This window comes from Glaciihabitans sp. INWT7 (assembly GCF_014217685.1).
In the GTDB taxonomy this organism is placed as follows: domain Bacteria; phylum Actinomycetota; class Actinomycetes; order Actinomycetales; family Microbacteriaceae; genus Lacisediminihabitans.
Window position 1 is genome coordinate 2,824,269 of sequence record NZ_CP043653.1, and the last position, 25,791, is coordinate 2,850,059.

At 66.4% G+C, this 25,791-nt stretch carries 26 protein-coding genes and 1 tRNA gene; 15 read left to right on the top strand and 12 right to left on the bottom strand.

The features are described from left to right. Positions 1 to 2: 2 nt before the first annotated feature. From F1C58_RS13620 to pstB, 6 genes are all read left to right on the top strand, one after another. Positions 3 to 2,180, top strand: a complete 2,178-nt coding sequence (locus tag F1C58_RS13620; protein WP_185201607.1) for an RNA degradosome polyphosphate kinase — start codon at positions 3 to 5, stop codon at positions 2,178 to 2,180. Further along, positions 2,177 to 3,127 carry an NUDIX hydrolase gene (locus F1C58_RS13625; RefSeq protein WP_185201608.1) on the top strand — a complete coding sequence of 317 codons (951 nt, stop codon included), beginning with the start codon at positions 2,177 to 2,179 and terminating at the stop codon, positions 3,125 to 3,127. The genes F1C58_RS13620 and F1C58_RS13625 overlap by 4 nt, the downstream gene beginning before the upstream one ends. Before the next feature lie 171 nt (positions 3,128 to 3,298). Next, complete coding sequence (pstS, locus tag F1C58_RS13630; RefSeq protein ID WP_185201609.1) at positions 3,299 to 4,423, top strand: phosphate ABC transporter substrate-binding protein PstS; 1,125 nt, start codon at positions 3,299 to 3,301, stop codon at positions 4,421 to 4,423. A gap of 91 nt (positions 4,424 to 4,514) precedes the next feature. After that, the gene (pstC, locus tag F1C58_RS13635; RefSeq protein WP_370543663.1) at positions 4,515 to 5,645 is read left to right on the top strand and encodes a phosphate ABC transporter permease subunit PstC; all 1,131 of its coding nucleotides are present in this window, start codon (positions 4,515 to 4,517) and stop codon (positions 5,643 to 5,645) included. Next, the gene (gene pstA / locus F1C58_RS13640) at positions 5,642 to 6,748 is read left to right on the top strand and encodes a phosphate ABC transporter permease PstA (RefSeq protein WP_185201610.1); all 1,107 of its coding nucleotides are present in this window, start codon (positions 5,642 to 5,644) and stop codon (positions 6,746 to 6,748) included. The genes pstC and pstA overlap by 4 nt, the downstream gene beginning before the upstream one ends. A gap of 30 nt (positions 6,749 to 6,778) precedes the next feature. Next, the gene (gene pstB / locus F1C58_RS13645; protein ID WP_185201611.1) at positions 6,779 to 7,558 is read left to right on the top strand and encodes a phosphate ABC transporter ATP-binding protein PstB; all 780 of its coding nucleotides are present in this window, start codon (positions 6,779 to 6,781) and stop codon (positions 7,556 to 7,558) included. A 142-nt stretch (positions 7,559 to 7,700) separates the two neighbouring features. Here the strand turns inward: pstB and F1C58_RS13650 are convergent, their stop codons facing one another. From F1C58_RS13650 to F1C58_RS13660, 3 genes are all read right to left on the bottom strand, one after another. Then, positions 7,701 to 8,531 (bottom strand): anti-sigma factor domain-containing protein, encoded by an 831-nt coding sequence (locus F1C58_RS13650; protein WP_185201612.1) that lies wholly within the window; start codon positions 8,529 to 8,531, stop codon positions 7,701 to 7,703. Beyond that, on the bottom strand, positions 8,528 to 9,133 hold the full coding sequence (locus F1C58_RS13655; RefSeq protein ID WP_185201613.1) for a sigma-70 family RNA polymerase sigma factor: 606 nt from the start codon (positions 9,131 to 9,133) through the stop codon (positions 8,528 to 8,530). Before F1C58_RS13655 ends, F1C58_RS13650 begins: the two co-directional genes overlap by 4 nt. Before the next feature lie 413 nt (positions 9,134 to 9,546). Next, positions 9,547 to 10,176: a DNA-directed RNA polymerase subunit beta gene (locus F1C58_RS13660; RefSeq protein ID WP_185201614.1), complete on the bottom strand. Its 630-nt coding sequence runs from the start codon at positions 10,174 to 10,176 to the stop codon at positions 9,547 to 9,549. A gap of 79 nt (positions 10,177 to 10,255) precedes the next feature. On the opposite strand from F1C58_RS13660, the gene F1C58_RS13665 reads away from it, so the two are divergent. The 3 genes from F1C58_RS13665 (at position 10,256) to F1C58_RS13675 (ending at position 12,421) form a co-directional block, all read left to right on the top strand. Further along, a tRNA-Lys gene (locus tag F1C58_RS13665) sits at positions 10,256 to 10,328 on the top strand. A gap of 150 nt (positions 10,329 to 10,478) precedes the next feature. Next, a complete protein-coding gene (locus tag F1C58_RS13670) occupies positions 10,479 to 11,702 on the top strand; it encodes a cation:proton antiporter (protein ID WP_219731979.1) in 1,224 nt (407 codons plus the stop codon). A 65-nt stretch (positions 11,703 to 11,767) separates the two neighbouring features. After that, complete coding sequence (locus tag F1C58_RS13675) at positions 11,768 to 12,421, top strand: TOPRIM nucleotidyl transferase/hydrolase domain-containing protein (protein WP_185201615.1); 654 nt, start codon at positions 11,768 to 11,770, stop codon at positions 12,419 to 12,421. A gap of 39 nt (positions 12,422 to 12,460) precedes the next feature. Here the strand turns inward: F1C58_RS13675 and sigK are convergent, their stop codons facing one another. From sigK to F1C58_RS13690, 3 genes are all read right to left on the bottom strand, one after another. Beyond that, on the bottom strand, positions 12,461 to 13,072 hold the full coding sequence (gene sigK / locus F1C58_RS13680) for an ECF RNA polymerase sigma factor SigK (RefSeq protein WP_185201616.1): 612 nt from the start codon (positions 13,070 to 13,072) through the stop codon (positions 12,461 to 12,463). Between the two features lie 199 nt (positions 13,073 to 13,271). After that, positions 13,272 to 14,711: a diguanylate cyclase gene (locus F1C58_RS13685; RefSeq protein ID WP_185201617.1), complete on the bottom strand. Its 1,440-nt coding sequence runs from the start codon at positions 14,709 to 14,711 to the stop codon at positions 13,272 to 13,274. Next, complete coding sequence (locus tag F1C58_RS13690) at positions 14,708 to 15,526, bottom strand: alpha/beta fold hydrolase (protein WP_185201618.1); 819 nt, start codon at positions 15,524 to 15,526, stop codon at positions 14,708 to 14,710. The genes F1C58_RS13685 and F1C58_RS13690 overlap by 4 nt, the downstream gene beginning before the upstream one ends. 245 nt (positions 15,527 to 15,771) lie before the next feature. On the opposite strand from F1C58_RS13690, the gene F1C58_RS13695 reads away from it, so the two are divergent. Further along, positions 15,772 to 16,581 (top strand): EAL domain-containing protein, encoded by an 810-nt coding sequence (locus F1C58_RS13695; protein ID WP_185201619.1) that lies wholly within the window; start codon positions 15,772 to 15,774, stop codon positions 16,579 to 16,581. Here F1C58_RS13695 and F1C58_RS13700 read toward each other — a convergent pair. Further along, positions 16,578 to 16,844 carry a hypothetical protein gene (locus F1C58_RS13700; protein WP_255461119.1) on the bottom strand — a complete coding sequence of 89 codons (267 nt, stop codon included), beginning with the start codon at positions 16,842 to 16,844 and terminating at the stop codon, positions 16,578 to 16,580. The two genes, F1C58_RS13695 and F1C58_RS13700, sit on opposite strands and share 4 nt — an antisense overlap. A 145-nt stretch (positions 16,845 to 16,989) precedes the next feature. On the opposite strand from F1C58_RS13700, the gene F1C58_RS13705 reads away from it, so the two are divergent. Continuing rightward, positions 16,990 to 17,307, top strand: a complete 318-nt coding sequence (locus F1C58_RS13705) for a hypothetical protein (RefSeq protein WP_185201621.1) — start codon at positions 16,990 to 16,992, stop codon at positions 17,305 to 17,307. Between the two features lie 68 nt (positions 17,308 to 17,375). Continuing rightward, entirely contained in the window at positions 17,376 to 17,990 is a 615-nt protein-coding gene (locus tag F1C58_RS13710; RefSeq protein ID WP_185201622.1) for a Pr6Pr family membrane protein, read from the top strand. Positions 17,991 to 18,017: 27 nt separating this feature from the next. On the opposite strand, the gene F1C58_RS13715 is transcribed toward F1C58_RS13710, so the two are convergent. From F1C58_RS13715 to F1C58_RS13725, 3 genes are all read right to left on the bottom strand, one after another. Then, entirely contained in the window at positions 18,018 to 19,097 is a 1,080-nt protein-coding gene (locus F1C58_RS13715) for a VIT1/CCC1 transporter family protein (protein WP_185201623.1), read from the bottom strand. 181 nt (positions 19,098 to 19,278) lie between these two features. Beyond that, a complete protein-coding gene (locus F1C58_RS13720; protein WP_185201624.1) occupies positions 19,279 to 20,217 on the bottom strand; it encodes an aldose 1-epimerase family protein in 939 nt (312 codons plus the stop codon). A 9-nt stretch (positions 20,218 to 20,226) separates the two neighbouring features. Continuing rightward, entirely contained in the window at positions 20,227 to 21,039 is an 813-nt protein-coding gene (locus F1C58_RS13725) for a DeoR/GlpR family DNA-binding transcription regulator (RefSeq protein WP_185201625.1), read from the bottom strand. 95 nt (positions 21,040 to 21,134) lie between these two features. Between F1C58_RS13725 and galT the strand changes: the two genes are divergently transcribed. The 3 genes from galT to F1C58_RS13740 are packed head-to-tail and all read left to right on the top strand — an operon-like array spanning position 21,135 to position 24,182. Next, positions 21,135 to 22,241, top strand: coding sequence for a galactose-1-phosphate uridylyltransferase (gene galT / locus F1C58_RS13730; RefSeq protein ID WP_185201626.1), 1,107 nt, complete (start codon positions 21,135 to 21,137; stop codon positions 22,239 to 22,241). Between the two features lie 5 nt (positions 22,242 to 22,246). Continuing rightward, on the top strand, positions 22,247 to 23,404 hold the full coding sequence (galK, locus tag F1C58_RS13735; protein WP_185204163.1) for a galactokinase: 1,158 nt from the start codon (positions 22,247 to 22,249) through the stop codon (positions 23,402 to 23,404). Between the two features lie 25 nt (positions 23,405 to 23,429). Further along, positions 23,430 to 24,182, top strand: a complete 753-nt coding sequence (locus F1C58_RS13740; RefSeq protein WP_185201627.1) for a hypothetical protein — start codon at positions 23,430 to 23,432, stop codon at positions 24,180 to 24,182. Between the two features lie 11 nt (positions 24,183 to 24,193). Here the strand turns inward: F1C58_RS13740 and F1C58_RS13745 are convergent, their stop codons facing one another. Next, positions 24,194 to 24,811 carry a pyridoxamine 5'-phosphate oxidase family protein gene (locus F1C58_RS13745; RefSeq protein ID WP_185201628.1) on the bottom strand — a complete coding sequence of 206 codons (618 nt, stop codon included), beginning with the start codon at positions 24,809 to 24,811 and terminating at the stop codon, positions 24,194 to 24,196. A gap of 29 nt (positions 24,812 to 24,840) precedes the next feature. Then, a complete protein-coding gene (locus tag F1C58_RS13750) occupies positions 24,841 to 25,716 on the bottom strand; it encodes a bifunctional methylenetetrahydrofolate dehydrogenase/methenyltetrahydrofolate cyclohydrolase (protein WP_185201629.1) in 876 nt (291 codons plus the stop codon). Positions 25,717 to 25,791 lie beyond the last annotated feature (75 nt).

Here is a 25,791-nt window from a genome sequence, read left to right on the forward strand (position 1 = left end):
GTATGAGCAACGAGACGTATCTTGGCGACGCCGGGTTGGCCACCGACAGTCTCGACGATGACGACTACGAGTCGACGTGGGTGGACGACGGCACTCTGCCCCCGGAGCGCTACCTCGACCGGGAGCTGAGCTGGTTGGCGTTCAACACCCGCGTGCTCGAACTCGCGGAAGACCCGGAGCTGCCGCTGCTCGAGCGCGCGAACTTCCTCGCGATCTTCGCGAGCAACCTCGACGAGTTCTTCATGGTGCGAATCGCCGGCCTCAAACGTCGCATCCTCACCGGGCTCGCCGTGCCGACCAACATCGGGGCCGCGCCGACCGAGGTGCTCGCCGTGATCCAGGATCGCGCGCACGAGCTGCAGGCCCGCCACGCCCTCGCCTTCCGCGAACTGGTGAAACCGGACCTCGACGACGCCGGCATCCACATCGAGACCTGGGCGGATCTCGGTCAGGCCGACCGCGACTCCCTCGACGAGATCTTCGCCGCCCGCATCTTCCCGGTGCTGATGCCGCTGGCCGTCGACCCCGCGCATCCGTTCCCCTACATCTCCGGGCTCTCGCTCAACCTGTCGATCCGGGTGCGCAATCCCAAGATCGGAAAAGACGAATTCGCCCGCCTCAAGGTGCCGCCGATGCTGCCCCGCTTCGTGCAGCTCCCGGATGACGGCAGCGGCCTGCTGCGCTTCATCCCGCTGGAAGACCTCATCTCCAACCACCTCGGCGACCTCTTCCCCGGCATGGAGGTGCTCGATCACCACGAGTTCCGCGTCACGCGCAATGAGGATGTGGTGCTCGAGGAGGACGAGTCGGAGAACCTGATCCAGACCCTCGAGCGCGAGCTGCTTCGCCGCCGCTTCGGTCCGCCCATTCGTCTCGAGATCACCGACGACATGGATGACCTCACGCTGAGCCTTCTCGTGCGCGAGCTCGACATCACCGACTCCGAGGTCTACCGGCTCCCGGCTCCCCTCGACCTCGGCGGACTGTTCGAGCTGAACAAGATCGATCGCCCGACCCTCAAGTACCGCAAGCATGTGCCGACGACCGCATCACAGCTGATGCCGCTCGAGCCCAATGCGACACCGGACATCTTCGGATCGATCGCCCGCCAGGACGTGCTGCTCCACCACCCCTACGAGTCCTTCGCGACGAGCGTGCAGGCCTTCCTCGAACAGGCGGCGACGGATCCCGACGTGCTCGCCATCAAGCAGACCCTGTACCGCACGTCCGGCGACAGTCCGATCGTCGAAGCGCTGATCCAGGCCGCCGAATCCGGCAAGCAGGTGCTCGCTCTCGTGGAGATCAAGGCCCGGTTCGACGAGTCGGCCAACATCTCCTGGGCGCGCAAGCTGGAGAAGGCCGGGGTGCACGTGGTCTACGGGCTGGTCGGGCTCAAGACGCACTGCAAGCTGGCGCTCGTGATCCGCCAGGAGAACGGCGTGCTCAAGCACTACAGTCACATCGGCACCGGCAACTACAACCCCAAGACCAGCCGCATCTACGAGGACTACGGGCTGCTCACCGCGAGCGCCACTGTCGGCAAGGACCTCACGCGGCTGTTCAACGAACTCTCCGGCTATGCCATCGAGAAGAAGTTCAAGCGACTGCTCGTCGCTCCCCTGCACCTGCGCAAGGGACTCATCAAGCGCATCCGCATCGAGGCCGACAACGCCCGCAACGGTATGCCGTCGGGCATCCGCATCAAGCTCAACTCGATAGTCGACGAGGCGATCATCGACGCGCTGTACCGCGCGAGCGAAGCCGGTGTGCCCATCGAGCTGCTCGTGCGCGGCATCTGCGGCGTCAAACCCGGAGTCGAGGGACTGAGCGGCAACATCGAGGTGCGGTCGATCCTCGGCCGCTACCTGGAGCATTCGCGCATCTTCTCCTTCATCAACGGAGGCGATCCGCAGGTTTACATCGGCAGTGCGGACATGATGCATCGAAACCTCGACCGACGGGTCGAAGCGCTCGTGCGCCTCACCTCCCCCGACCACCTTCGGCAGATCGAGGATCTCTTCGACCTCGCCATGTCCGATGACACCGCCCACTGGAAGCTCGCCGCCGACGGGAGCTGGACACGTCACTACCGGGCGGAGGACGGGTCGCTGCTCGAGGACATGCAGAATGTGCTCATGCGGCAGGTGTCACAGAGAAAGCGCACCGGAGTAGTGCGTTGACGCTCACCGGCCCCGCTGTCGTACAGGCGGCGGGAGCGGTGTGCTGGAGGGAGACTCCCACGGGCATAGAACTGCTGGTGATCCACCGCGGGGACCACGCGGACGTCTCCATTCCCAAGGGCAAGGTCGACCCGGGTGAGACTCCCCCGCAGACCGCCGTGCGCGAGATCGCCGAGGAGACCGGGCTCGCCATCGCGCTCGGCGCGCCGCTCGGATCGACCGAATACACCATGCCGGGAGGGCGCGAGAAGATCGTGCACTACTGGTCGGCGGAGGTGTCGGATGAGGCGATCGCCGGGTCGACCTTCGTGCCGAACAAGGAGGTCGCGTCCGTCGAGTGGCTGTCGGTGAAGGCCGCGCGGGCCGCCCTCAGCTACGACCTCGACCGGGATGTGCTCGACCGGTTCTCGGCGCGGGCGAAGGCCCGCACCATCCGCACCTTCCCGATCATCGTGCTTCGCCACGGTCGTGCGGTGCCGCCCGCCAGCTGGGACGGACCGGATGCGACGCGCCCGCTGCTGCATCGCGGGCTCGAGCAGTCCCGCAATGTCGCGCCGGCAATCGCGGCGTGGGCGCCGGAGAAGCTCATCAGCAGCACGGCAGCGCGTTGCCTCGCCACGATCGAACCGGTCGCCGTCCTCACCGGACTGCCGGTCAAGCAGTCGACGGGCATCAGCCAGGATGCCTGGGAGGACGGCGGCGGCCGTGTGCACAAGGCCGTGCGCAAGCGGCTCGCAGCCGGGGTGTCCGCGGTGCTGTGCAGCCACGGTCCCGTGATCCCGGAGATCATCGCGGAGACAGCCGCTCTCACGAATACGCCCCTCGATGCTCCCCTGCGCCGCGCCGGCATGCTGTCGACCTCGGAATTCACGGTGATGCACGTCTCGTCGGAGCATCCGGATGCCCCGCTCGTCGCCGTCGAGACCCACGGCCCGGCGTTCCTCTAAGACCCGCGCGTCGCCCGGGAATTCGAAGCTCGTTAACCTCTTGTTCATCTTCTAGGGAGAGCGTGGACACTCGCCGCACATAGCGTCTTCTCTTGGACCAGCACCGGTCTTCCCGGCGGCCGAGCCCCAAGCTGCTCGCCTGCCGGAGTCACCACCCCCGAAGGGAACACAGTGAAGTTCACTCACGCCGCTTCGGCGGGCGCACTCGCGCTCGTCGCCGCACTCGCACTCTCCTCTTGTGCAAGCACGCCAAGCACCCCCGCCGCGAGCACCACGCCGAAGGCAAGCGCTGCAGCACTCGACAAGACGCTCACCGGCACGATCACGGCTGGTGGATCCAGCGCACAGGCCAATGCCGAGGCAGCATGGACCGCCGCGTTCCAGGCCCAGGTGCCCGGAGTGACCATCAACTACGACAAGTCGCAGGGTTCCGGCGGTGGAGTCACCAACTGGCTCGCCGGAAGCTACGACTTCGCGGGATCCGATGCACCGCTCAGCGCCGAACAGCAGACCTCTGCTGCCGCCCTCTGCGGCACCGGCGGAGCACTCAACCTCCCCGTCTACCTCGACGGCGTCGCCGTTATCTACAACCTCACCGGGGTGTCGAAGCTCAACCTCTCGTCTGCCACGCTCGCCAAGATCTTCAGCCTGCAGGTGAAGACCTGGAACGACCCGGCCATCGCCGCCGACAACCCCGGCGCCACGCTCCCCTCCACCGCGATCACCACCGTGACCCGCTCGGACGGATCGGGAACCACCCAGAACTTCACGAACTACCTCAGCGAGGTCCAGCCCTCCGTCTGGACCTCCCCGGCAAGCAACAAGTGGCCGATCGCCGGATCGAGCGCCCAGCAGGGTGGATCCGGTGTCGTGAACACCGTCAAGGCCGGAGACGGCACCATCGGCTACGCGGACCACAGCGCCATCGGTGACCTCACCGCGGCGTCGATCCAGGTCGGCACCGGCAAGGACTTCGTCGCGTTCAGCCAGAAGGGCGCGACCAACGCCTTCACCGCTGCGGCCGTCGCCGCCGACACCACGGTGAAGGGTGACCTCGCGCAGAAGCTCGACTACACCAAGATCACCGACAAGTCGGCCTACCCGATCCCGCTGGTCTCCTACCAGATCGTCTGCACCACCTTCAAGGACGCGGCCCAGGCCAAGCTCACGAAGGCGTTCATCGGCTACGTCGCCAGCGACATCGGCCAGCAGATCACGGCCAAGAACGCCGGTTCCGCTCCGATCCCGGCGAGCATGCTCGCCTCGATCCAGAAGAGCCTCGCTCTAGTCAAGTAGCGCTTGCTCTGCCAGTCTGTGGTCAGTCCGCAGCGCGGGTCTGACCACAGACTGGCTCATGATGTACCCGGCATCCTCGAGAAAGAAACCAGTGAGTAACACCGAAGCTGTTCCCTCCCCGAGTGCCACCGTATCTTCCGGTCCCCGATCCCCCCTCGGGGGCTCGGGGCCGGCCCGCGTCAAATCCCGGCCCGCCGACCGCATCTTCTTCGGCCTGAGTTTCGCCTCCGCCGTATCGATCATGGTGATCCTGGCCGGGGTGGCCCTCTTCCTTATCGTGCAGGCCGCGCCCGCGATCGCCGCCAACTGGTCGAGCAACACCGACCTCAACTCCGGTCCAACGAGCGGTTACGCCAGCTTCTGGTCGTATGTCGGTCCGCTCATCTGGGGCACGCTCTGGGTCTCGCTCTTCGCCCTCATTCTCGGCGCCCCGGTCGCGATCGGAATCGCGCTCTTCATCTCGCACTACGCCCCGCGCCGCATCGCCGGGGTGCTCGGCTACCTCATCGACCTGCTCGCGGCGGTGCCGTCGATCGTCTTCGGCCTCTGGGGCATCATCGTGATCCGCCCCCTGCTGTTGCCGCTCACCGACTGGCTCAACCAGAATCTCGGCTGGATCCCCATCTTCAGCGGCCAGGCGTCCACCACCGGCTCGACGATCCTCTCAGGGGCCGTCGTGCTCGCGGTGATGATCCTGCCGATCATCAGCTCGATCTCCCGTGAGATCTTCCTGCAGACCCCGCGACTCCACGAAGAGGCCGCCCTCGCCCTGGGCGCGACCAAGTGGGAGATGATCAAGCTCGCGGTCTTCCCCTACGCCCGCTCCGGCGTCGTGAGCGCGACCTTGCTCGGCCTCGGCCGTGCGCTCGGCGAGACCATGGCGATCGCGCTCATCATCTCGCCCTCGATCGAGGTCTCGACCCGCATCCTCACCGAGGGCCAGAACTCGCAGACGATCGCCGCGAACATCGCCCTCAACTTTCCCATCGCCAACCCGCTGCAGCGCTCCGCGCTCATCGGCACCGGCCTCATGCTGTTCGTGATCTCACTCGCGGTCAACATGCTCGCCCGCTTCATCGTGTCGCGCACGAACTCGGGCAGCACCCGCCGCAAGCCGCGCGCAGCGAAGGTCTCGGCTCAGGCCATCCAGCCAGTCTCGGCCGCGACCTCCACCTCCTCCGCGTCGATAGCATCCCCCCGATCCGAAGGAGGCACGGCATGACCGCCGCAGTGCAGTCCGGCACTCGCAAGCCCCAAGGGCCGATGACCAACGCCCTGACGACAGGCCAGCTGCCCCGATTCGTCGAGTTCTACGTGCTCGCCGGGGCCCTCGTCATCAGCGCCGGAGCGCTCCTCCTCATGGGATTCAACTGGGGCGGGTGGATCTTCGTCTCGATCATCGTCTACCTCGTCGGACTCGCGGCCCTCTCCACGGTGGCCGAAAATCGGCGTAAGGCCGTCGACCGCATCGTGCGCAGCCTGGTGTCCATCGCCTTCCTCCTCGCGATCGCCCCGCTGATCTCCACGCTCTACACCGTGACAGCGAAGGGCATCGGCCAGCTCAACTGGGCCTTCATCTCGCAGACCGGAGGTGCCGTCTTCAACGCCGAGACGCTCAAGGTCACCGTCACCTCCGGCGCGTTGCAGGCCATCGTCGGAACTCTCGAGATCACCGGTATCGCGGCGATCATGTCGATCCCGATCGGCATCCTCACCTCGATCTACCTCGTCGAGTACGCCCAGCCCCAGCAGTGGATGGCGCGCACCGTCACATTCCTCGTCGACGTGATGACCGGCATCCCCTCGATCGTCGCCGGGCTCTTCGCGTTCGCACTCTCGACCCTCATCGTCGGCCCCAAGGCGTTCAGCGGTTTCTCGGCCTCTGTCGCGCTGTCGGTGCTGATGATCCCGATCATCGTGCGAGCGTGCGAGGAGATGCTGCGGCTGGTGCCGAACGACCTGCGTGAGGCATCCTTCGCGCTCGGCGTCTCGCGCTTCTCCACGATCGTGAAGATCGTGCTGCCCACGGCGATCGCGGGCATCATCACCGGCGTCATGCTGGCCATCGCCCGGGTCATCGGCGAGACCGCCCCCATCTTCATCGCGGCGAGCTTCACCGACAACTTCAATGCCAACCCGTTCAGCGGGCCGCAACAGACGCTGCCCGTGCTGGCCTACACCGGCTACAAGTTCCCGAGCCAGGACATCGCGGCATCCAACGCCTCGGCCTGGGGTGCTGCCCTGCTACTGATCCTCATCGTCGTTATCCTCAATATCATCGCCCGCATCATTGCCCGGACTTTCGCCCCCAAGGGCGCCCGGTAACGGCACGACGAACAGAACCGAAGGAAGACTGTGTCCAAGCGCATTGAAGTGAACGATCTCAACATCTACTACAGCGACTTCCTCGCGGTGGAAGGCGTGTCGATCTCGATCGAACCCCGCACCGTGACCGCCCTGATCGGGCCGAGTGGATGCGGCAAGTCCACGTTCCTTCGCACGCTCAACCGCATGCACGAGGTGATCCCCGGCGCTCACGTGGAGGGCGAGGTCATCATCGACGGCAACAACCTGTACGGCGAGGGCGTGGATCCGGTGCTCGTGCGCCGCCAGGTTGGCATGGTCTTCCAGCGCGCCAACCCGTTCCCCACGATGTCGATCCGCGACAACGTCCTCGCCGGCGTCACCCTCAACAATCGCAAGCTCTCCAAGGGCGACGGCGATGCCCTGGTCGAGCGGTCCCTTCAGGGGGCCAACCTGTGGAACGAGGTCAAGGACCGCCTCGACAAGCCTGGAATGGGCCTCTCCGGCGGCCAGCAGCAGCGCCTGTGCATCGCGCGGGCCATCGCCGTCTCCCCCGACGTGCTGCTCATGGACGAGCCGTGCTCGGCGCTCGACCCGATCTCGACTCTCGCCATCGAAGACCTGATCGAGGAGCTCAAGCTCGACTACACGATCGTGATCGTGACGCACAACATGCAGCAGGCCTCCCGGGTGTCGGACCGCACCGCATTCTTCAACATCGCCGGCACCGGCAAGCCGGGAAAGCTCATCGAGTACAACGACACCAACACCATCTTCTCGAAGCCGAGCGTTCAGGCGACCGAAGACTACGTCTCCGGCAAATTCGGATAGTCGGTCTCGGCACGGCCGCCGAGCTATCTGTTCGATCCGTCGCGGCCGACTGGTGGCCGCCACGGCGCGTATCGAGGCCGCGTGAAGCCCGAGGTATCGATACGCCGCTGTGCGACCCACTCGACCCGCGGATCCGCAGGCGTCAGGCGCTGGGTACAGCCACTATCGGCGCGGTGGTCGGCGTCTTGGAGCCGCCACTCGGTTCGACGGTGATGCCGAGGGTATCGCCTTCGGTCATCGCGCCCGCGAGCACGCTCACGGTCCTGCCGGATGAGGCGGCGTCGAAGATGCCCGCCGGTGTCGCCTTCGAGGCCGTGTCGATGTACCAGAGTTCGTAGGTCTTGCCGCCAGCGAGTTTCGGGAGCTTGTCGATCACCACTGCAGACTTCTTGAGGCCGACGGACCAGACGAAGGTCGCCTTGCCGCCGCCCGAGACATCCGCCTTGGCCTGCTGGTAGTCGCTCGCCGCGACGATCGCCGAAATAGCCGCCGCCTGCTGCTGGGACTCGTTGCCCGCAGACAGCCCGAGGATATTGCCTCCGACGAAGAGCGCGACCGCAGCGGCCGCAGCCACCAGGATCGACGCCGGGCGCGTGAACCAGCGGGCAGTGGCTTTCGTCGACGCCCGCGTCGGCGTGCCGAGGCTCGCCGTGCGGATCGCTTCAGCGGAAGCATCCTGCTGCGGAGTGGTGACCGCGGGCACCGCGGTGAGAGTCGGACGCGCCGCCGGAAGCGGAGCGAGCTGGGGCGTCACGGCGATCTGGGCCATGAGGCGGGCCTTGAGATCTGCCGGAGGCGCGACCGGGTCGGCCGAGAGTCCGATCAGCACCGCTGTATCCGACAATGAAGCCACCTCCGCCCGTGCCTCTTCGGATGTCAGCAGGTATGCCTCGAACCGAGCCTTCTCGTCACCCTCAAGTGCATTCAACGCGTAAGCGCCGCTGAGGAGGTGTAGTTCTTCGCGGTCAGTCACGATGCCACCCCCAATTCGTCACGCAGACGGATCATGCCGTCGCGCAGTCGTGTCTTCACCGTGCCGATCGGCACGCTGAGCATTGCCGCCACTTCACTGTGGCTATAGCCGCCGTAATACGCAAGGGTGACAGCCTGGCGCTGCAGTTCGGTCAATTGCGACATGGCTTCCTTCACCCTCTCGTGTTCAATAGTCGTTTCCACCGTGTCCGCCACATTGTCGTAGTCGGAGACGAAATCCCTGATGCCGATCTTCACATCACGATCGCGACCGGATTGAGATGACCTGATGCGGTCGACCGCGCGCCGGTGAGCCATGGTGAGGATCCAGGTGGATGCCCCGCCCTTGCTCGGTTCGTACCGGGACGCGTTCTGCCAGATCTCCAGGAACACTTCCTGGGTCACTTCTTCCGATTGCGCGTGATCCACGAGAAGCCTGCGGATCAACCTGAATACTCTCGGGGAGATCTCGTCGTACAGTGCCCCGAAAGCCGCCTGATCGCCGCCCGCGATTTGCGCGAGCAGAGTCTCTTTGGTCGCAGGTTTATCCATGGACTCATAGTCCTGGCTGCGGTCGGTTTCACGGGGCACGAGCTTAAGCATTGCAAACAATCCGTGTGATCGTGCGCGGCACCGAAAAGACACTCATGATGAGCGTCGATTTCGGCACCTCGATGTTCAGTTGTGTGTCACCTGCGCAGCCGGAGCGATTTCGATTCGCTTGCGAGGCCGTTCCGTCTGTGCGGGTCACAACTGGAGTTCGCAACCGAGGGCGAATCGGATTGGTCTGTGGCGGATTCGGCGGCGAATCCGATGGATTCGCGGCATCCCTTTCGAGAAAGAAGGGTGCCAGGCCGCAGAAACGCCTCTCGGCGCTAGGCCGCTCGAAGCGGCGAATATTGGAGCCCGGGGTTACTGCGGCCCGGCGGTGGCCCTTTCGAGCCGTTGACGATTGTACCCGCCGACGCTGGATGCTTGCACTCAGGTCGGGCGGCTGAGCCGGCCCGGTCGCAGCTTCAGTCGAGTGAACCGGCGCGCCAGAGCCGGGCGCAGGAGACGAACTCCGTGGCGGTCTGCGAGAGGCGGAGGGCACGGGTGGTGAGTTCGGATGCTCGCTCCGGCGAGGTGAGGTCTGAGTCGTCCGCGACGCTGGTCGCCCCGAGTGCTGTGATGCGACAGAAGGCCGCCGCGCGGTCGAGGGCCACGCCGAAGTCGCCCTGGAAGAGACCGCGCAGAATCTGGTCGGCGAGCGCGATGATCTCCGCGGGGCCTGTCGGGGCGGTAGCGCCCGCCACGACGGGATCGATGGTGGTGGCGATCTCGGTGCCCCGCTGGAACAGGTAGGCGATGCCCTCCGCATCCTGCCGCACGAGAGCGCGCATGAGGTAGATGCGCCAGAGCGCGCCGGGCAGGCTGCGCGGGCTCGCGCGCGCCCAGAGTTCGGCGACCGCGTCGATGCCGTGCTCGTCCGTGAAGGCCACGAGCCGGTCGACGACCCCCTGGTCGGAGCTCTGCCGCACGCGACTCAGCAGCGCGCCCGCAGTCTCGTGGGCGACGCGACTGATCTGGGCGGGGTCTTCCCCGCCAACGAAACTCTCGAACTTGGCGCCCGAGAACTGTGTCGGCTTATGGAACTCGTCGGTCATCCGATAAAGCCTAAGCGAGCGGATGCCGCACTGCCCTCTCGTTCGCCGGTCGCGCAATCCGCGCTAGATTTAACGGCAGGGGCCTCTAGCTCAGTTGGTAGAGCATCGGACTTTTAATCCGTGGGTCGTCGGTTCGAGCCCGACGGGGCCCACCCCTGAGTGCGGTGTTCGGCGGAGATGTCACGAGGGAGACCGGTCAGCATGCCACCCACCGATCGAACAGCGATTCGTCGCCGGGAGCGGCTCTGCGCTGACGGCCCGATGACCGGCGTCTGTGCCGCCGCACGGGACGGGCGGCAGCCGTGATCCTCAGCTTCGGTCTCGTCCTGGTCGCCGCAATCCTCATCTCCGGCCTCGCCCACCGCACCGTGTTGTCCACCGCGGTGGTATTCCTGTTCGCCGGATTCCTTCTCGGCGACGGCATGGCCAACGTCATCACGCTCACAGCCGGCGATCCGCAGGTCACTCAGATCGCCCAGATCGCGCTGTTCGTGGTGCTCTTCACCGACGGCCAGCATCTCGCGGTGCGCGACCTCGCCCGGGCCTGGCGCCTGCCCGGGCGAGCGCTCCTCCTCGGGATGCCGCTCACGTTCCTCATCACCACCGTGCTCGGAGTCACGCTTCTCGGGTTGCCGCTTCTCGAAGCGCTGCTGATCTCGGCCGTGCTCGCCCCCACCGACCCCGTCTTCGCCTCGGCGATAGTCGGACGCACCGAGATCCCGGCACGCATCCGCGGACTTCTCAACGTCGAATCCGGACTCAATGACGGGCTGGCACTGCCCGTGGTGCTGGTACTGGTGGCGGCGGTCGGAGGACCCACCGTCGAACCGCTCGTGCTCGCGCTCGAGCTCGTGGGCGGAATCGCCCTCGGCGTCGTCGTGCCTCTTCTCGTTTCCCTGTTGCTGCGCATCCGATTCCTCACCACGACGCCGCTCTACGCGTCCCTCGCGCCCGTCGCAATCGCGATCATCATCTACGGCGTCGCGGAGGCCACCGGGGCCAATCTCTATCTGGCAGCCTTCTCCGCGGGCATCACCATCGCCAGCGCGGCTCCCGCTTTGAGGGACGCCTTCAGGGAGTACGGCGAATTCATCGCCGAGAACGTCAAGCTGGTCGCCATCTTCGTCTTCGGCGCTCTCATCACTCCGAGCGTGCTCGGAGACGTGTCTTTGGCCGGCTATGTCTTCGCGCTGCTCACCCTGATCGTCGCCAGGCCCATCGCGGTGGAGTTGGCGTTGATCGGCAGCAAATTGCCCTGGCAGGAAAGAGCGACAGCCGCCTGGTTCGGGCCCAAAGGATTCGCTTCCGTGCTGTACGGCCTGCTGGTGCTCGAGAGCGGAAACCCGGATTCCGAGCACCTCTTTCACCTCATCGTGGTGGCGATCTCACTCTCTATCGTCGCTCACTCCTCGACCGACGTTCCGATCGCCAGCTATTTCGGGCGCATCACCGCGGCGCAACACAAGACCTCCGCCGCGGCCGACTCCCCCTCGATCGCCCCCTCCGAGCCCCGCCAACCCGAGTAGCCTCTCCCGCAGTGAACGCCACCGCCGTGTCCGCTCTAGATTCGCCCGGCTGCGAGACTGGTCGGATGCATGACATGGCGCGCTTCCGCGATGCCGCGGTGTCGTGGGCGGCCGCAGGCGCGGACGCGGATGCCGCTGCCGGGCTCGTTCGCGAGCTCGCCGGGCGCGTCTCGACGGTCGTGCTCGTCGAAGGGCAGAGCGATGCGGCAGCGGTCGACACCTTTGCGACACGTCTGGGCCGGGACCTCGAACTCGAACGCATCAGCATCGTGCCGGTCGGGGGCGCAACCTCCATTCGCCGGTTCCTCGAACCCTTCGGCCCGGCCGGGCTCGATCTGCGGCTCTCCGGGCTCGTGGATGCCGCGGAGGAACGCTTCTTCCGCCAGGCGGTGCAGGGCTCCGACCGTCATCCGGAGCTCACCCGGGGTGAGATGGAGCAGCTCGGCTTCTTCGTCTGCGTACCGGACCTCGAGTTCGAGCTGATTGGCGCGATCGGCACCGACCGCACCATCGACGTGATCTCAGAACAGGGGGACGCGAGAGCCCTGCACAGCTTCCGGAACCAGCCGGCACAGCGCGGACGCCCCCTCGAGCAGCAACTTCATCGCTTCATGGGCACCACCAGCGGCCGGAAGTCCCGGTACGCGATCGCGCTGGCCTCGGCCATCGACCTCTCACGCATGCCCCGTCCGCTCGAGGCGCTTCTCGACTTCGTCTGAGCACGTGCCCACGCGGGGCCGCCTCCGAGGCGTCCCGGGTCAGGCGATCGTTCGCTCGAGAGTCGCTCCGATTCCCAGTTCGTCGCGCAGCCGGATGAGGGCCTCACGCAACCGTGACTTGAGAGTGCCGACCGGGATCTGCAGGCGGGCGGCCAGCTCTGGACCGCTCAGCCCCTCGAAATAGGTCATCGAGATCGCATCGCGCTGGATGGCGGTGAGGCGGGCCATTGCCACCGTCACTCGCGCAGACTCGGCCGAGAGTTCCCCCGCCTCGGACACCGGGTCGAAGTTCACCTCGCGGTCACGCACTCCGACGCGGAGGTCCCGATCCCGGCTGGCCTGTGACGCCCGCACGCGGTCGACGGCGCGGCCGTGGGCCATCATCATGATCCAGCTCACTGCCGAACCCCGTGCGGAGTCGAATCGGGATGCCGACCGCCATACCTCGAAGAAGACGTCCTGCGTCACTTCCTGGGACAGGCCATCGTCCACCAGTGTTCGTCGGATCAGACCGTGAACGCGGGGAGCCAAGGCGTCGTAGAGGTCGCGGAACGCTGCGTGATCGCCCGCTGCGACCCTGCCGAGGAGATCATTGGACACCGTGCGCGCCAATGACACCGATTCGCTGTCGGCTGTCGGTTGAATCGTCATGCTTCTCATCCTCTTGGCAGGTTGATCGGGAGGCTGACGGTCTCTGGGGCAGCGATTCGAAGCTACGGGGCACGGCCGGATCGCGAGGGGGCTTGACAATAGCCTCATGTTTATGCTCTTCCGCGGAGATCAGCGAATCATTGACATGTTCGACTCCGCCTCAACATCACATTTCGCTACACGATTGGGTGAGAGCGTTTCAGGCCTGCAGAACCGTGATCCGGTCTTTGCCGGCCTTCTTCGACTCATACATCGCAGAGTCGGCTGCAGCGATGAGGTCGGCGCCCGAAATGCGATGGCCTTCACGGGGTCGATAGACGGCCACGCCGATACTCACCGTCAGTGTCTGATCAGCGGGCAGACGGCCGTCGGGAGTGCGGACCGCGACGCGCAATCGCTCGGCAACCGCCGAGCCCTCCGCTTGGTCCGAGTCTGCACAGACGATAAGGAACTCGTCGCCGCCCAGCCGACCGACGATATCGTCCTGTCGCACGGCTGCGACCAGCCGGTCGGCCACCACGCGCAGAATGAAGTCCCCGCGGCTGTGGCCCAGGGAGTCGTTTATCGCCTTGAACCCATCGAGGTCGAGGAAGATCACGGTGACGGGGCCTCCGTGGCGGTGAGCTGCCGAGAGGGTCGGCGCGAGACACTCCTCGAGAAGACGCCGGTTGGCCAGCCCGGTGAGCGGATCGTGGAGCGCGAGGTGATGGAGTTCGTCGTGCAGCCGGATCCGGCTGAGCACCAACATCGCCTGCCAGGCGAGAGTGCCCATCAGCAGAGCCCCGGAATCGTCGATCGCACGCTCACGGCCGAAGTAGCAGACCAGCACGCCCACCACGATTCCTTCCGCGATCAAGGGCACCGCCCAGAGCGCATCCACCCGCCCCGCGGCCATGGCGTGCCCCGTCGAGGGGTAGCGCGCAAGCGCCTCGTCGATATTCTTGAGAACGACAATCTGTGAGCTGTCACAGGCATCACGCTCGGGACGTGGGTCGGGGGATTCCGGGATGCTCACCGGTTGAGAGCCACCGGCTCGCTCGAACCCTCCCGACGGGTCGAGGAGTAGAAGCGCGACATCCGGGGCTGCGAACGCGTGACGCGCCACGGCGACGAAGGCCTCAGCGAGCGCACCGACCGTCGTCGTCGCATCGAATGCGGCCGAGGCCTCCTGGATGATGCGAACGCGGGACTCCGACAGCTCTGCAGCACGCTGGGCCGAGAGCAGCTGTCGCTCGTAGTCCTGTCGGGATGTCGAGTCGAAGATCGCGGTCCTGATGAAGATCGGTGCACCGGACGCATCCGTCGCGACGATGGAATTCACCAGCACCGACAGCTCGGAGCCATCGGGCCGCACGAGGATGAGCGCGACCTGGTGGATCTCGTTCGCGAGTCGCAGCACCGGCAGATAGCGCGTTTCGAAGAACAGCTGGCTTGCGGGAGAAAGCAGCTGCCGGAAAGTCGTGCCGATGAGGGCCTCGCGAGACGTAGCCATCCACGCCGCGAGAGTCTGATTGACACTGACGATCACGCCGTCCGTCGTCGTCGAAAGCAGGCCGCACGGAGCCGCGTCGTAGAGCACCTCCGGCGATTCCTCGATCGGCGGCGTCTCTGCGGCGCCCGCCCGCCCCACTGCGCTCATCCGATGAAGTCGAGAATTCGACGCGCGAGTTGAGCCGGGTCTGAGAGATTGGGGCAGTGGCCGCTCGATGTGAGCATCACCAACTGACTCCCGCTGATCTGCTCATGGACATACCGACCGACAGGGGCCGGGGCGATCACGTCCTCCCTGCTTTGAAGTACAAGGGTGGGAACGGACACCCTGGCGAGGTCCCGACGATTGTCTGAGAGGAACGTCACCCTCGCAAAATGCCTGGCGATCGTCGGGTCGGTGGTGCAGAAGTTCTCGGTGAGTTCCCGACCCAATTCTGGTCGATCGGAATTCCCCATCATGAGAGGCGCGATCGTTGCGGACCACCCCAGATAGTTGGAGTCGAGGGTGTCGAGAAGGGAATCGATGTCTGCCCGGGCAAAGCCGCCACGGTATTCGGCGTCGTCGACATAGCGAGCCGAAGGTCCGACCAGCACCAGAGCGCCGAAGCGAGAACTGTCGCGATTTGCCGCGAGGATGCCCACCATCGCGCTGACCGAATGTCCGACGAAGACCGCCTGCGTCAGACCGAGGGCGTCGATTATCTCGAGAACATCCTGCGCGTAGCCATCCAGCGAATCGTATTTTCCGTGATCGTAGGCGGCGAGATTCGACCCTCCCGCACCCACGTGATCGAACAGCACCACTCGATAGTCCCGCTCGAAGAACGGGACCATATGGCGCCAGACTTCCTGGCTGCATCCGAATCCGTGAGAGAAGACGATCGGACGACCGTTCGGGTTGCCCAGGACGCGCACGTTGTTACGAACCAGCGGATCGCCGATGGCTTCTGCGGTGGGGATCATGACAGCTCTCGGGTCGCGGGTAGCGAGCAAATACGATAAATCGCCACGTTCCGGACGAATGGGGCGAATGCCGTCTTCCGCCGGGCCAGAGCCTGCACGCGGTTCGTCGCCACTGGAGAAGCTGGATACGTCGGAGTTGCGCGCGAGTTTATCTTACCGGCGACGACCATGGGGGGCTTTGACAAACTCGCGTGACGACGGGGAGGGTTGCCTCACAGCCATCGGTCGCGCAGAGGAGGAGTCGGGTGAGCTTTCAGCCCTCGACGGTCCCGCTCGGCGAATCCGAGCTATCGGAAGCCATCGCCCGGGGGGAGATCGTCGCGCACTTCCAGCCTCAAGTCGACCTGAGGACGGGGGACATCGTTGCCGTCGAAACTCTCAGTCGCTGGGATCATCCGCACCGCGGTGTCATCGGCCCCGGAGAGTTCATCCCCCTCGCGGAACGAACAGGACTGATCCACCGCATGGGCGCGCACATGATCGAACAGGGTTGTCGGGTCGCCGCTGGCTGGATCGGCCGAGGGCGCCCAGTCGAAGTGTCGATCAATGTCTCGGCGACGCAACTCTCTGCGCCGCTTTTCTTCGCGGACGTCATCTCGAGCCTCGAGCGCACGCGCCTTCCTCCCGGTCTCCTCACCCTGGAGATCACCGAATCGCAGGCGATCACGGACATCCGCCCGGTGCGCGATCACCTCGGCCAATTGCGGGATCGAGGCGTGGGGATCTCGATCGATGATTTCGGCACCGGATACTCCTCGATCGAGCGATTGCTCCGGCTCGGTGCAACCGAACTGAAACTCGATCGCACCTTAATTCAGGCACACAGTGATTCCACACTCGCCCTCGTGGCCGCCGTCGTCTCACTCGTACACGAGCGCGGTATTCGCGTCGTAGCCGAGGGCATCGAGACCGCAGACCACCTGGAACAGACGCGTCGACTGGGATGCGATCGCGCGCAGGGCTTTCTCTTCGCACCGCCCACGCCAAGTACCCGTCTCGAGCAGGTGTTCTCTGCGAACCGTCCCGCCGACTGGATTGCCGCAGAAAGCCTCTAGAAGGTGCTACCGATGTCGCCGCCGAGCTCGACATCAGTGGAATCGATTCGCGCTTCCTCCGCAGACTCGCCCCCGACGTCGAGCCGCGTCCACAACACCGGCATTCCGGGCGAGAACAGGATTTCGACACCGCTGCCCGACTTGAGCGGCGGGATAGTCACGTAGCCCCCGCCCGCCTTGATCGCTTCGAGGATCCGTGATTTGAGCGCGGTAACGGGATCGGGGAGAAAGTAGTCTCGCCCATCGACGGTAAGGCGGTTCACTATCACTGGTTTCCTCAGCTCGGGATCGATCGCGTCGGTCAGTCGACCGCGGTCCAAGGGTACGCCCGTTGATCGCGCCTTCCGACGGCGACTATCCTGCAACCAGCAGGGAATCACCTGTCGTCACAGACCGCAAGGGGGCACCGTGGGCGTTCTCTACTACGGCGACAGCGAATTCGAACTCGATGATCGACTCCTCACTCACCTGCAGATCGTCATCAGCACCAAATTGAGACGGGGCGAGAATTTCTTCCTCTCGTGGATTCAGCCGATGGAGCGGGGCAGCGGGCGTCACGCGATCTGGATTGACAACGGCATCCGCATCCATTTTTTCTTCAGTGGATCCCGGCCCGCAGGCGTAAATCGCGCCTGGGTCGAATCGCTGATGCTCGCGGCAGGCAGGCCATCCGGCCTTCAACTTGGTGATGAGGCAGAGCCGCGCGGCGAAGCTAGCGACAAGTAGGGATCCGTCACGCTACGCTCTTTTCCACGGCGACCAAGATCGCTTCTTCCTAGGAATGGCGGACATCGGTGAAGCAACTCTTCGGGCTCCTTCGGCTGGCGGCCGGGCTCGCTATCCTCGCCGCCATCGCCGGGCAGTTCGCCTACAGCGCTGAGCGCACCACGATCAATCCGTTCAACTTCTTCGGATACTTCACCATCCAGAGCAACATCATCACGATGGTCGCCTTCCTCGCCTCGGCGTATTTCATCTTCAGGCGCACGAGGCAGCCGAGCTGGGTCATCTACCTGAGGGCGGTCGCGACCACGATCATCGTGATTGTGGGGATCGTCTACAACACCCTGCTCGCCGGTGCCTCGCTGGCGGGCTCGTTCGATCTGCGGTGGTCGAGCAATATCCTGCACATCATCATCCCGATCTACGCATTGGTGGACTGGGTGTTCTTCGCCGATCGCACGAAGCTGCCGTACAACCGGCTGTGGGTCGTGCTGATCTATCCGGTCGTCTGGCTGGTCGTCATCCTCATTCGCGGCGCGACCGACGGCTGGGTGCCGTACCCGTTCCTCAACCCGGCGACCGGGTATGCGTCGGTTGCCGCCTACTGCGTCGCCATCTCGGTCTTCACAGTGCTCTTCGGCCTCGCGGTGTTCGCGCTCAGCCGCGTGCGCATCCTCAAGCCGTAGGGAATTCCCGAGCGCAGCGCAGCGCCGCTAGCCCGTCGAGGTGCCGAAGAGCAGGCCGAGCAGGTAGGTGACGGCCGCCGCTCCGAAGCCGATACCGAGCTGGCGGAGGGCGCGACGCAGGGGCGGTCCGCCGGAGAGCAGGCCCACGACCGCGCCGGTACCGAGCAGCGCCAGGCCGACGAGCACGGCCGCGACGGAGAGGGCGGCGATCCCCTCCAGCCCGAAAAGGTAGGGCAGCACCGGGATGACCGCACCGGAGGCGAAGAAACAGAAGCTCGAGATCGCGGCGCCGAATCCCGTACCGACGGCTTCGTGCCTGTCGACCGACCCCTCCTGGTCGGCGAGACTGTGATCGTTGAGCACCTCGGCTGCCCGGGCGGCAGCGTCATCGGGTGTCAGGCCGCGCGCCCGATAGACGAGTGCGAGCTCGTTCGCGTCGACGTCGAGGTGCGGGAGTGCGCTGTTGCTCTCGGGATCGGGGGTGGATGCCTCGAGCAACTCCCGCTGGGACCGCACCGACACGTACTCCCCCGCCCCCATCGACAGGGCCCCGGCGAGGAGTCCGGCGACGCCGGCGAGGAGTACGACATGGTTGGGTACTCCGCTCGCGCTGATGCCGATCACGAGGGCGAGGTTGGAGACCAGCCCGTCATTCGCGCCGAAGACGGCGGCGCGGAAGGTGCCGGAGAGCCGGTTGCGCCCTCGAGCGGCGAGCCCGCGAACGACCTCGGCGTGGATCCGCTCATCGGCAGCCATCGCCGGGGTGGCATCCGAATCCGATTCGTAGGGGGAACGAGCTTCGGCGCGCTGCGCGAGCGCGAGCACGAACACCGACCCGAACCGTCGTGCGAGAAAACCGAGTGAGCGAGTGCGGAAGTCTCCTCGTCGTGGCTTGCCGACCTGGTCACCCAGAAGGTCGAACCAGTGCTGTTCGTGGCGACCCTCCGCTTCGGCGAGCGCGAGCAGGATCGCCCGCTCTTCTCCGGAGCGACGGCCGGCGAGATCGCGGTACACCGCGGCTTCGGCCTTCTCGTCGGCGAGGTATTGGCGCCAGCGACGAAGGTCGGATGCGGTGGGGGCAGAGGGGGACGGGCGCGTGGCGCTCACGGGGATCCTTTCGGTCTCGAAGAATCCGCGGGTCTCGCCGGAGTCTCCTGTGGGACCGAAGGTCTCGTTCGCCGAAGCAACCGCATTCGTCGCTTCGGTGGGGTACCGGGCCGGTCGTCGTGACCCGCCAGTATGTCGATACTCCCGACTACACCGGTGGAAGTGACCCGGTGCGAGGGAACTACTCCCCTTCGTTACTTCCAGAGTAGCGGATGCCCCAGGAACCCGACCAGCTCTCGCCGGGCTCTAGCCACTTCACACCCTGGCCGCTGTTGAGGGCGTTCGGTGGAGCGGTCATCGGCTCCACGGCGATCGCCGTCGCAAGCCCGTCGTCCCGCGGGAAGATGCGAGTGGTGAACACCTGCACGTACGCGAAGTCGGACTCCTGCCACAGCTCCACGAATCGACCGTCCGGAGCCGTGAGCCGGTGATGTGCCACGCCGTCTATCGAGGTGACGCCACCGAAGGCATCGTCGAGGTCGAGGTCCGCCACCAACCGACCGGCTCGTAGGTCGTATTCCGTGCCGTCGACGGTCGTCTCGCGGATCGGGTTGAGCCGGGCATCCGTCTCGAAGCGGGTGCCGGCCGCGACCTCGAGCGTGAGCTCGTAGGTCGGTACCGCACCGACCCGCAGGAACGGGTGGGTCCCCACCGCATAGGGCGCGCGTTCCCCGCCGACGTTCACGACGCCGTGGGTCACGCGGATGCCGTCGTCGACGAGTTCGTAGCGCACCGTGGTGTCGAGGGTGAACGGGTACCCCCGGGTCGGGTGCACCGTCGCCGCGAGGGTCACGGCCTCCGCCGTGCGCTCGACCACGGTGTACGGGCGGTCCCGAAGGAGCCCGTGAAGGGCATTGTGCAGGGCGGGTTCCGTGATGTCGAGCACCTGGGCGGCACCCTCGTGGATCCACAGGCCATCGCGCACCCGATTCGGCCACGGCACGAGCACGGTACCGTCGCCGAAGGGCGGCAGCACGTCTTCGCCGTATGGTTCGGTGAGCTCCACGCCGCCGATGGAGAGCACGCGCAGCGATGCGGCGACCTCCGTGATCACCGCGATCGCCTCGCCGTGAGGAGTCGACTTCGAGAGGGCGAACTGGTCTCCGGTGGGGGCACGCATGCGGTCAGCCTAGCGAGCCAGAAGGATGTGGAGTCCCGCCGCCTCCAGCACCGCCAACTCGCGTGCATCGGCCTCGCTTCCGGTGATGAGGGTGTCGATCTGGCCGATCGGGGCCACCCGGCTGTGCTGGGTGACCCCCAGTTTGGCGCTGTCGGCCACCACGATGCAGCGGGCGGAGGCCTCGAGCATGCGCCTCTTGAGGTCGGCCTCGGGAAGGTTGACGTTCGTGATGCCGGATGCCGCATCCACACCGCTGCAGCCGATGAATGCGAGGTCGGCGCGAATGCGCTCGAACACCACCCCGGCGAGGGGGTCGACGAGGGAGTGCTGCAGCGGTCGCACCGTGCCGCCGGTGACGACGACCGTGAACCGAGGGATCACCGGCTCGAGGAGCAGCGCGATGTTGAGCGCGTTGGTGATCACGACCACACCCTGCAGGTCGTCCCGGTCGAGCAGGGCGGCGGCGATCGCGGTTGTCGTGGTTCCCACGTCGAGCACGATGGTCTGGTGGGATTGCACGAGCGAGGCGGCTGCTCGCCCGATCCGTGCTTTCTCCGGTGAGGAGGCGAGCATGGACTGCTCGAACGGACGCTCGGGCCCGGGCGGCCGGCCGGACGCTGGACCCCCGGTCACCGCACCCCCGTGCACCCGCTGCAGGGCGTTGCCGTCGGCGAGCGCGTCGAGATCCGCTCTGATCGTCACCTCTGAGATGCCGAAGAGCTGGCTGAGTTGTGCCACCTTGGCGAATCCACGCTCGTCGACGATGGACAGGATCTGCTCGCGCCGCGCCGCCGCCGGCGGTCGAGAGCTCGGGTCTGTCATGCGCTCATCTTCGATTACTTGTGTTTTCTTGTCAAACGCCGGTAACGTTTTGTTGTTTTCGAAACTCCTTCCCGCATCCTCCCCAGAGAGTCGCCATGTCATCGATCGTCAAACGCGAATACCGGCTGGCCGACGGGCGGGAGCTCATCTACTTCGACGACGCCGATACGCGCCTCGGCCCCGACCGTGCCCCGGACGCCCGCCACCTCGATCCGCGACCGGATACCGCGTCCATGCGGCAGGACCCGCTCACCGGGGAATGGATCTCCATCGCGGCCGCCCGGCAGAACCGGGTCTTCCTTCCCCCGGCAGACCAGGATCCTCTCGCCCCGGCGAGCGCGAACAATCCCTCGGAGATCCCGGACGTCTACGACGTCGCCGTGTTCGAGAATCGCTCGCCCAGCTTCGGTCCGGGGATCGCGGCACCGTTCGACGCCGAGGAACTCACCAGCATCGGCCTGGGTCGCAGCCTGCCCTCGATCGGTCGGTGCGAGGTCGTCTCCTTCGGGCCGGAACACGAGGGAGCCTTCGGCAGCGTGAGCCGATCGCGGGCGCGCACGGTGATCGAGGCCTGGGCCGACCGCACAGCGGTGCTGTCCGCGCTGCCGGGCATCCAGCAGGTCTTCCCCTTCGAAAACCGCGGCGAGGCCATCGGCGTCACCCTGCGTCATCCGCACGGCCAGATCTACGCCTATCCCTACATCACGCCACGCACGACCCGATTGCTCGAATCGATCGCCCGCTTCGGGCCCGACCTGTTCGGGTCGATCCTCGAATTCGAATCTTCCTCAGACCGCGTGGTGCTGCGCGGCGAACACTGGACGGCGTTCGTGCCCTTCGCTGCGCGCTGGCCCATCGAGGTTCACATGCTGCCCCATCGCCAGATTCCCGACTTCGCCGCGACCTCGCCGGACGAACGGGACGAACTGGCCGGCCTCTACCTGCGATTGCTGCGCGCGATCGACGAACTCTACGACACCCCGACGCCGTACATCGCGGCCTGGCACCAGGCGCCGGTCGCGACCGGGCGAGACGACATCCGTCTCATGCTGCAGATCACTTCGCCGCGCCGCGCGGAGAGCAAGCTGAAGTACCTCGCCGGGTCCGAAGCCGCCATGGGTGCCTGGATCGGCGATGTGACCCCCGAACAGACCGCCGCCTTCGTGCGCGACGCCCTCACCCGAGTAAAGGACCCCCAGTGACCTCGATCGACATCCGCGACGACCTCCAGGCGAAGTTCCTCGCCCTCTTCGGCTACGAGCCGGCCGGGGAATGGTCGGCCCCCGGGCGCGTGAACCTCATCGGGGAACACACCGACTACAACCTCGGCTTCGTGCTACCGTTCGCCATCAACCGCCGCACCTTCGTCGCGCTGGGGCTGCGCGAGGATCGCGTCATCCGGGTCGCGAGCTCTTTCACCGACGAGGTCGTCGAGATCCCCCTCTCGGAGCTCACCCCCGGAGCCCTGCACGGATGGAGTGCATACCCCCTCGGCGTCGCCTGGGCACTCGGCGAGCATGGCGCCGACCTCGCCGCCGTGCCCGGCGTCGACATCTTCATCGAGTCGGATGTGCCGGTGGGCGCCGGGCTCTCCTCCTCGGCCGCCATCGAGAGCGCGGTGGCCATCGCCCTGAACGACGTGTGGCGGCTCACCCTTGCGCGCCCGGTGCTCGCCCAGGTGGGCCAGCGCGCCGAGAACGAGGCGGTGGGGGCACCGACCGGGATCATGGATCAGACCGCGTCCCTGCTCGGGCAGAAGGACTGCGCGGTGTTCCTCGACTGCCGGAGCCTCGAATCGGAGGTCGTAGACCTCGGCCTCGAGGCGGCCGGTCTCGTGGTGCTGATCATCGACACCGGCGTGGGCCACGAGCACGCCACCGGCGGCTACGCCGAGCGGCGCGCATCCTGCGAACTCGGAGCGCGGATGCTCGGGGCGGAGTCCCTGCGCGATGTGAGCGTCGCGGACCTCCCCCGCGCCAGGGAGATCCTCGACGACGTGACCTTCCGCCGGGTCCGCCACGTGGTGACCGAGAACCAGCGGGTGCTCGACACCGTCGAGGTGCTGCGCGACCTCGGGCCCGCCGGCATCGGCGAGCTTCTCGATGCCTCGCACCGGTCGATGCGCGACGACTTCGAGATCTCCGTTCGCGAGCTGGACCTCGCGGTTGAGACGGCACAGGCCAACGGGGCGATCGGCGCCCGGATGACCGGAGGCGGGTTCGGCGGCGCGGCCATCGCCCTCATCCGTTCGGACGATCTTTCGCGCCTTCAGGTTGCGATCGACGGCGCATTCGCGGAACATGGGTTCGGTCAGCCTGATACCTTCGTCGTGACGGCCGCGCAGGGAGCATCGCGCGAGAACTGATCCCCCGAGCACGCAGGAGCCAGCAGTGAGAGCCAAGTCGATCCTCGGTGCGACCACCGGCGCCCTTCTCGTGGTGCTGCTTGCCGGCTGCACGGGCTCTTCGACGAACGCCGGTCCGACCACGACGCCCTCGGCGTCGCCGAGTCCCTCGGCCAGCGCGAGCACCCCCGCGGCGGCGAAGGACGTGCTGTTCACCATTTCGGCGAACGTGCGGGATAAGACCGGCAACACCATCGCAATCGAACTGGTCGCCCACGAGCCACTGCCCTACAGCGACAGCGGCGCCAAGTCCCTGGTCGACGAGTTCGCAAGCGCGTGCGGCACGGGGGTCGGCACCACGCCGGTCACTGCCGACACGCTGGCCGCCAACGGCAGCATCCTGCTGCAGATGGACCTGGCCTCGAGCACCAACGGCAAGCAGTTCGTCTACCCGATCGACGTCACGCTCGGCAACGTCTACTTCGGCCAGTCGGTTCTCGGCAAGGGCATCGCCCCGACGGACTCCGCGCACCCCTGCTCGAGCGGCTTCACCTGGACCACCTCCGGCAGCGGCCGCGCCATCGCCGACTTCGAGAGCGGCAACCCCGGACCGGACCTCACCAGCTGGAAGTATGCGCTGTATGGCTTCAGCGTGCCGGCCGATTCACAGTCTACGATCGAGGCCTGCAGGGTTACTCTGACCGATGCCGCGAAATCGACGGTCGCCGATGTGGCGGGGTGGGACCCCAGCCAGGCCGCAACGGGCTACGCCTGCACGATCGGCTACGTCGGCGAGTAGCCGCAGGCGCGCTAGCTGTCGAGTAGTGCGCGAACGGATTCCGGCTGCGGGATGCCCGCGGCGAGGTCCGGCGTGGGAGTGGCCGTCTCGTACCCGGTGCGGACCGGCAGGACGCCCGCCCAGGCCGCGCCCGCGACATCCGCGGGGCCGTCCTCGGGCCAGCCGTCCGAGACCTTGAGCGTCCACTCGTCGACGGTCAGGCGCAGCACGAGGGTCGCCGCGAGCTCCTTCGCCGAGTGCGCCCGCAGTTCGGCCACCCGCCCCGGAATGAGCCCTTCGGTCACGAGGTCGAGGGCGGCCGCCTTGCCTTCCGGGGTGTCGGCGGCCGGAGCGCAACGGCCGAACAGCACGGCGCTGCGATAGTTCATCGAGGATTCGAAGGCGGATCGCGCCACCACGAGAGCGTCTATCGCTGTCACCGAGAGCGCGACCGGGATGCCCGTCGCCAGCAGTCTCAACCAGTGCGAGCCGGAGGATCCGTGCAGCAGGATCTGCGCGCCATCCGCCACGATCGCGATCGGCAGCACGCGCGGCCTGCCGTCCTCCACGAAAGCGAAGTGGCCGACCCGCGCGTCTCGCACGAGGGCACCGAGTGCCTCGAGATCCGGTGCGACGAACTTCTCGGGCATTCGACTCGGTCGACTGCGCGCGGTGTCGCTCACAGCCGTTCGGCCGCCGCGACCACGTTGTACATCAGCATGGCGCGCGTCATCGGGCCGACCCCGCCGGGCACCGGCGAGAGGAACGCGGCCACCTCGGCGACCGCCGGATCGATGTCTCCGATGAGCTTCGCCTTGCCGGTGTCCGGGTTGATCACGCGCGTGATTCCCACATCGAGCACCGCGGCCCCCGGCTTCACCCAGTCGGCCTTCACGAGCCCGGGCACGCCGACCGCCGCGATCACGATGTCCGCTCGACGCACCTCGGCCGCGAGGTCGACGGTGCGGGAGTGCGTGAGTGTGACCGTGGCATCCACGCCCTTGTTCGTGAGCAGCAGGCCGAGCGGGCGGCCAACGGTGAGGCCGCGGCCGATCACGACCACATGCCTTCCGGCGATCGGCACGTCGTAGCGCCTCAGCATCTCCACGAGACCGGCCGGGGTGCAGGGCAGCGGGGAGTCAAGGTCGCCGCCGACGCCGAGCACGAGCCGTCCGAGATTCGTGGGGTGGAGCCCATCGGCATCCTTCGCCGGGTCCATCAGCTCGAGCATGGCGTTCTCGTCGATACCGGCGGGCAACGGCAGCTGGACGATGTAGCCGGTCACGGCAGGATTATCGTTGAGACCGCGGATGGCCGCCCGCACCTCGTCCTCCGTCGCCTCGGCCGGAAGGTCCACCCGGATCGACTCGATGCCGAGCTCGAGGCTGTCACGGTGTTTGCCCGCCACGTACGACAGCGATCCGGGATCGCTGCCGACCAGCAGCGTGCCGAGACCGGGGTTGACGCCGCGGGTCTTGAGCGCCGCGATCCGGTCGACGAGCTCGTTCTTTACTGCCGTCGCGGTGGCGACGCCGTCCATGCGCACTGCGGTCATCTGTTGAGTCCTTTCGACCCGGGAGTCGACCCTGCCCGTCCGGGCACGCGGTAAACCCTCCCGGCGTGATTCGTG

Excerpts from the sequence above, each read along its gene's own strand:
- F1C58_RS13620 (WP_185201607.1), top strand. The coding sequence starts at position 3 with ATGAGCAACGAGACGTATCTTGGCGACGCCGGGTTGGCCACCGACAGT.
- pstA (WP_185201610.1), top strand. The coding sequence starts at position 5,642 with ATGACCGCCGCAGTGCAGTCCGGCACTCGCAAGCCCCAAGGGCCGATG.
- F1C58_RS13655 (WP_185201613.1), bottom strand. The coding sequence starts at position 9,133 with ATGCTTAAGCTCGTGCCCCGTGAAACCGACCGCAGCCAGGACTATGAG.
- F1C58_RS13660 (WP_185201614.1), bottom strand. The coding sequence starts at position 10,176 with ATGACCGACGAGTTCCATAAGCCGACACAGTTCTCGGGCGCCAAGTTC.
- F1C58_RS13675 (WP_185201615.1), top strand. The coding sequence starts at position 11,768 with ATGCATGACATGGCGCGCTTCCGCGATGCCGCGGTGTCGTGGGCGGCC.
- sigK (WP_185201616.1), bottom strand. The coding sequence starts at position 13,072 with ATGACGATTCAACCGACAGCCGACAGCGAATCGGTGTCATTGGCGCGC.
- F1C58_RS13685 (WP_185201617.1), bottom strand. The coding sequence starts at position 14,711 with ATGAGCGCAGTGGGGCGGGCGGGCGCCGCAGAGACGCCGCCGATCGAG.
- F1C58_RS13690 (WP_185201618.1), bottom strand. The coding sequence starts at position 15,526 with ATGATCCCCACCGCAGAAGCCATCGGCGATCCGCTGGTTCGTAACAAC.
- F1C58_RS13720 (WP_185201624.1), bottom strand. The coding sequence starts at position 20,217 with ATGCGTGCCCCCACCGGAGACCAGTTCGCCCTCTCGAAGTCGACTCCT.
- F1C58_RS13725 (WP_185201625.1), bottom strand. The coding sequence starts at position 21,039 with ATGACAGACCCGAGCTCTCGACCGCCGGCGGCGGCGCGGCGCGAGCAG.
- galT (WP_185201626.1), top strand. The coding sequence starts at position 21,135 with ATGTCATCGATCGTCAAACGCGAATACCGGCTGGCCGACGGGCGGGAG.
- F1C58_RS13745 (WP_185201628.1), bottom strand. The coding sequence starts at position 24,811 with ATGCCCGAGAAGTTCGTCGCACCGGATCTCGAGGCACTCGGTGCCCTC.
- F1C58_RS13750 (WP_185201629.1), bottom strand. The coding sequence starts at position 25,716 with ATGACCGCAGTGCGCATGGACGGCGTCGCCACCGCGACGGCAGTAAAG.